A 5,179-nucleotide genomic window follows, 5' to 3' on the forward strand; every position below is an offset into this window, starting at 1 on the left:
CCGAAAGTCGATGTGGCGAGTTTGCCGGGGGAATATATTTGCTTTGGGGCGATCGCACCTGCGAATGCTCAAGTTTCGGTAAAATTGGCGGGCATTACTATTCCTTTAAAAGCGCGATCGCAAGTCGAACTACCCGACAACGCATCTGTACTGTTAGGCGCAAATTCCCCGATCAAAAAAGGCGGCAGCCAACAGTATCAAGGCTGCGGTAAAACCCCTGAGAACGCCCTCTCATCTAAGGGAGAAACTGTTGATTTAGGCGTGCCATCGTTTGAGCTAACAATGAATGATAAAACTATCAGCCAACAGGGTACTGGCAAGATTTCTATTCTTTCTCCGGCTGACTTAGAAATAGCCGAAGTAACAGCAGATCCTGGTGTCGCCAGAACTGGAGCGAGTACAGATTTTTCTCGGATGACACCGCTGCCGAAGGGAACGCGAGCAACAATTATCGGGCGCGAGGGAGAATGGCTCAGACTCGATTACGGTGCTTGGATTAAAGCCTCGGAAGTGCGAATTGTCCAGGATTCTGTGCCTCCGCGATCGATTATTCGCAGCGCCAGCTCGCGTCAAGTTTCCGGCTGGACAGAAGTCTTATTCCCCTTAGAAACACCAGTCCCAGTCACTGTGCAGGAAGGAGAAGGCACTTTTACTTTAACGCTATACAATACCACCGCTCAAACTGACATTATTCGCGTCTCTGATGACCCGGTAATTTCACGTTTGGTATGGCAACAAATCTCGCCGCTGCAAGTACAATACACTTTTAATCTCAAATCTGCCCAGCAGTGGGGCTATAAGCTGAGATACGACGGCACAACTTTAGTGCTGTCTTTAAAACACCCGCCGGCGAAGACAAGCATGATGCCGAATTCGCAAGCAAAACCCTTATCGGGAATTAAGATTCTCATCGATCCTGGACACGGCGGGCCGGAGGATGGAGGTGCTGTGAGTCCAGTGGGAATTAGGGAAAAAACAGTAGCTTTAACGGTGTCGAAATTGGTGCAACAGGAATTGGTAAATCGGGGCGCGAATGTGCTCATGACGCGGGTAGAAGATGTCGATTTGGATTTGCCACCGAGGGTGGAAATGATTCAAAAAGAAGAACCTGCGATCGCAATTTCAATTCACTACAATGCTTTGCCGGATAACGGGGATGCGATTAAGACTAAAGGCGTCGGCGCTTTCTGGTTTCACCCGCAAGCGCACAGTTTGGCAATGTTTTTGCACAATTATTTAGTTGCCAAGTTGAACCGTCCGAGCTATGGTGTATTCTGGAACAACTTAGCCATGACTCGTCCTGCCGTTACTCCATCTGTTTTAATGGAATTGGGATTTCTGATCAATCCCGAAGAGATTGAATGGATTGTGAATCCGACAGAACAGAAGAAATTAGCCGAGGCGATCGCTCAAGGTGTTACCGAATGGTTTGCCTCTGTCAAATAACAGTTAGTAGTAACGGCTGAAGTCCTTCTCAAAAAATTCACACTCAGGACTTCAGTTCGGTCAATCCAAGGAAATGAAATAATGCTAATTTTTACTCAATCAAAAGCCTTTTTTATTGCAGCCGTCGTTGCAAGTTTTAGCTTCTCACTTTACAGCTTTCCTGTTTTCGGCAAGCAGCAAAGCCTCGCTCCCGCAAAAGCAGAAGCTTTAAAAAAGCAAACTCATTGCTCGTTTATTACAGGTGAAGGTGGCGCTGTTAACATTCGCAAAGGCCCAGGCAATAAGTACCCGGTTGTAGCTAAACTCAAAAGAGGAGACGGAGTTAGGGCTGTCAGCAGACAAGGTAATTGGGTGAAAATTGCGGCCAGATTTTCAGGAAATCCTCCTAATGAAACTTTTACAATCCTTGACGGTTGGGTGAACAATCAATTTATTAATGGCTGTTCCGAAGACCAATTTGACAGGTGGCGGCAATAGGGGATTTGGTTTGTAGTAAGGATTTCATTCCTGAGTTTTGATGATGACTTGCATTCCTCACTACAAACCCAACCGGGAGATTTTTAAAATTGGTACAAAAAAGACGATCGCCCTGATTCATTGTTGCATTCTCAACCAGCTAAACACCTGTTCGGCAGTAATATTCAGGGGAATCATTTCGGGCACAGGAAGGACATCGCTACCTTCGCAGAATTGCGGTTGTTGGTTGGGCAAAAATGCTAAAATCGATCGTCTGGATCGATTAGCCATCCCAACTGACAATTATGTTGAAGACAGTGAATAATTTTTCTCGTTACGCGATTTGAGCTTTGTTGTGGCGACAGGATTTCGATCGCCCAATACGGCGCAATTCGCACATCATCCACTGGTTCGCCGCTGTCATCAAATTGAATCTGTTCCCATAATAGTACCGCAATATCTGGAACAATCGAGCGACCGCCAAACGTACACCGCAACTCTGGAAAAGCATAAGCTATCTTTGGAGTTTCCGTCACCTGATTAATTTCGTTGCAGGCTTTAGATTGCAATCGGCTGTGCTTTATTTTCGGCAGCGGTTTTGGGATAATCTCTCCCTCAATGTATTCGCTGGCCGGTTTGGTTTCTGGCAGTTTCAGAAATTCTTTAAGGGTCATGAGCCCAGTTGCGATTTCCATAAATAAATTTCTCAATTATACCTATCTTCAGTGTAAGCAAAAAAAATATTTTGCTTGCCTAAAATTTGTGTTACATCCCTAATTTTGCGGAACAATCTGCTGTTTAAATTCAAACAAATTACGATTTGTAGGGTCATAAAAAGCCCGTAACCAATGCACGTTGGGAGAACCAAAAGTTTCAACTCTAGTAAAATTTTTCATTCTCGGTAGTTGAGTCTCATCGGTAAAATAGGGTAAAGGCTTATCGATGCGGAAATAGTGAGTATCACCGTGGACGAATACAACCTGCCCTGGGAAATTGCCTGTTTCTGTTTCCAGAGTTGCTATAAAATCGTTGTAGCCACTTCTTCTTTTGTCCGTCGAATCGAGTTCAAATCCCGGATTGGCCTGTGCAACTAACAGAATTCCTTTGCTGTTGCTGCGTTTGGCTAAAGCAAAACATTCTTCGATCCAGGCTAAGTTAGCTGAATTGCGATCGGCATATTCTGCATCTGCCTCGGGAGTGCGGCCAAAATTGTTGTTGCTTCCCGGCATATTAATCGCAAAAAATACAATGCCATGATAAATCCAGCGGACATTTTCGCGGTATTTAGCAAACTGCGGGTTTTCGCTTTGACGGGTGAGAGTTAAGGTGCGCTTTCCCAAACTTTGATTACCGTTGCTAAATATTTCCCGCAGTTTAGCAAGTCTTTCTACTGGATCGTAACTGCCGTTATTTGAACGGTGACAATCCGTCCATTCATTGTCACCATAAACTAGAATAAATGGGATTTCAAAATTTTCAAATAGCTGCTTGCGGCTGAGAAAAGTTGCATCATCGCAGACACTAGAACCGTTTTTAATGTCGCCGTCGTGGACGACAAACGCTGCGGGCGATCGATTGATATCTGCAATCAAACTTGGAAATTCTGCTTCCTGTTCCGCACTGTAGGGCAAATCGCCAATCAAGGCAAATTCAAAAGGCCTATCGCCCGAAGTTTGAGCGTAAGTTAAAACACCAAAACTTGTAATTAATACAAAAACAATAAAGGCAATAAGTAGATAGTTTTTTTTCATCTATTTAGCCGTAACTAATTTAGTTATGATACCATATAAGCCGAAAAATTACTCTCAAAAATCATGAATTTTAGTCGGTTGCTTTCGGTAATTGCCATGCTTTCGATCGCAGGCTGCAATATCCAAACGCCACAAACCAACACACAGCCTACAGAAAGCCGATCGCCAATTGCAACACCTGTTCCCGCCAAACCAAAGTCTGTGATCGAAGAAGCAAAACTAATTGCTGTCGGCGACATCATGATGCACAGTACCCAAACGCGATCGGGCTACGACGCCAAAAAGAAAACATACAATTTTGACACTTTCTTCGCACCAGTTAAAAGTATCCTGTCAACAGGCGATTGGGTCATCGGAAATCTCGAAACACCTTTAGCGGGCGAAGATGCCGGCGGATATACAGGATATCCCCTATTTAACGCACCGGCTCAATTAGCGGATGCGGCTAAAAAAGCCGGATTTAATATCTTGACAACTGCAAACAATCATGCTTTAGACCGTGGAGAAAAAGGGGTAATTAGGACGATCGCCAATCTGAGCGATCGTAAAATTGCTTCAACAGGAACAGCCGAATCGAAAGCTGCGGGCGATCGCACTTTAATCAGCACCAAAAACAACATTTCACTAGCCATACTAGCCTACACATACGGCACAAACGGCATTCCCATACCCAAAGGCAAAGATTACTTAGTTTCCCTAATCGACGAAAAAAAGATAGTCAAAGACATTGCTAAAGCCCGAAAACAAGGAGCAGACATTATCGCAATTTCCCTGCATTTTGGCAATGAATATGAGCGACAGCCAAATACTCGGCAAAAACAATTAGTGGAAAACCTATTAAAAGCTGGTGCAGACATCATTCTCGGCAGCCATCCCCACGTCGTCCAACCTTACAAAATTTTTAACTTTCCCGGTAAAAATGGCAAAACCCGCAAAGCTGTAGCAATTTATTCAATGGGAAATTTCATTTCTGGTCAGAATAAAAAATATACCGATTTAGGCGTAATTTTACAAGTAAATATTCGCAAAACATTTCCCGAAAAAAGCACAGAAGTTACCAGCATCCAAACCATTCCAACTTTGGTTCACCGCTATACTTTGAACAATAAAACGAACTATCGCGTTTTGCCCTTAGAAACAACTGTCAGCCAGAAAAAAGATGCACTGCTAGCAACTGCACAGTACCCAATTTTATCAAAATACTTGCAGGATATGAACAATCATCTTAACTCTTTGAATAGTCAGAAACAATCCAAATAATTTGGCAGTAAAAATTGGGAATGGGGCATGAGTTGTTGGAATTGGAAGCCTAGCCGAGGGATTTGTATTCCCAGGCAGTGCCCATTGCTAAGATAAAAACTTAAGCTAGGGAACCATTTGTCAATCAGCAATTATGCTCAGGTTTTATTGAGGTTTTGGGTATAAAACTTATACCATTTCTCCAAAATAATGCTACAATACTATGAGAGTTTAAGGATAGTTATATGAAAGTAAACTACCAAGAAAAAATTGAGGAAACCACTACT

At 43.4% G+C, this 5,179-nt stretch carries 6 protein-coding genes; 3 read left to right on the forward strand and 3 right to left on the reverse strand.

What is annotated here, in order from left to right:
* The coding region (locus QUA38_RS27120; protein ID WP_333167367.1) for an N-acetylmuramoyl-L-alanine amidase at positions 1-1,446 on the forward strand (1,446 nt) is incomplete at its 5' end.
* Positions 1,447-1,527: 81 nt separating this feature from the next.
* The gene (locus QUA38_RS27125) at positions 1,528-1,923 is read left to right on the forward strand and encodes an SH3 domain-containing protein (RefSeq protein ID WP_172188714.1); all 396 of its coding nucleotides are present in this window, start codon (positions 1,528-1,530) and stop codon (positions 1,921-1,923) included.
* Positions 1,924-2,040: 117 nt separating this feature from the next.
* Here the strand turns inward: QUA38_RS27125 and QUA38_RS27130 are convergent, their stop codons facing one another.
* From QUA38_RS27130 to QUA38_RS27140, 3 genes are all read right to left on the reverse strand, one after another.
* Positions 2,041-2,193: a hypothetical protein gene (locus QUA38_RS27130; protein ID WP_333167370.1), complete on the reverse strand. Its 153-nt coding sequence runs from the start codon at positions 2,191-2,193 to the stop codon at positions 2,041-2,043.
* Positions 2,163-2,597: a Uma2 family endonuclease gene (locus QUA38_RS27135; protein ID WP_333167371.1), complete on the reverse strand. Its 435-nt coding sequence runs from the start codon at positions 2,595-2,597 to the stop codon at positions 2,163-2,165. The genes QUA38_RS27130 and QUA38_RS27135 overlap by 31 nt, the downstream gene beginning before the upstream one ends.
* Before the next feature lie 78 nt (positions 2,598-2,675).
* Positions 2,676-3,653, reverse strand: a complete 978-nt coding sequence (locus tag QUA38_RS27140; RefSeq protein ID WP_333167373.1) for a hypothetical protein — start codon at positions 3,651-3,653, stop codon at positions 2,676-2,678.
* A gap of 63 nt (positions 3,654-3,716) precedes the next feature.
* Between QUA38_RS27140 and QUA38_RS27145 the strand changes: the two genes are divergently transcribed.
* Positions 3,717-4,913, forward strand: a complete 1,197-nt coding sequence (locus QUA38_RS27145; protein WP_333167375.1) for a CapA family protein — start codon at positions 3,717-3,719, stop codon at positions 4,911-4,913.
* Positions 4,914-5,179: the final 266 nt, after the last annotated feature.

This window comes from Microcoleus sp. Pol12B4 (assembly GCF_036701385.1).
GTDB lineage: Bacteria > Cyanobacteriota > Cyanobacteriia > Cyanobacteriales > Microcoleaceae > Microcoleus.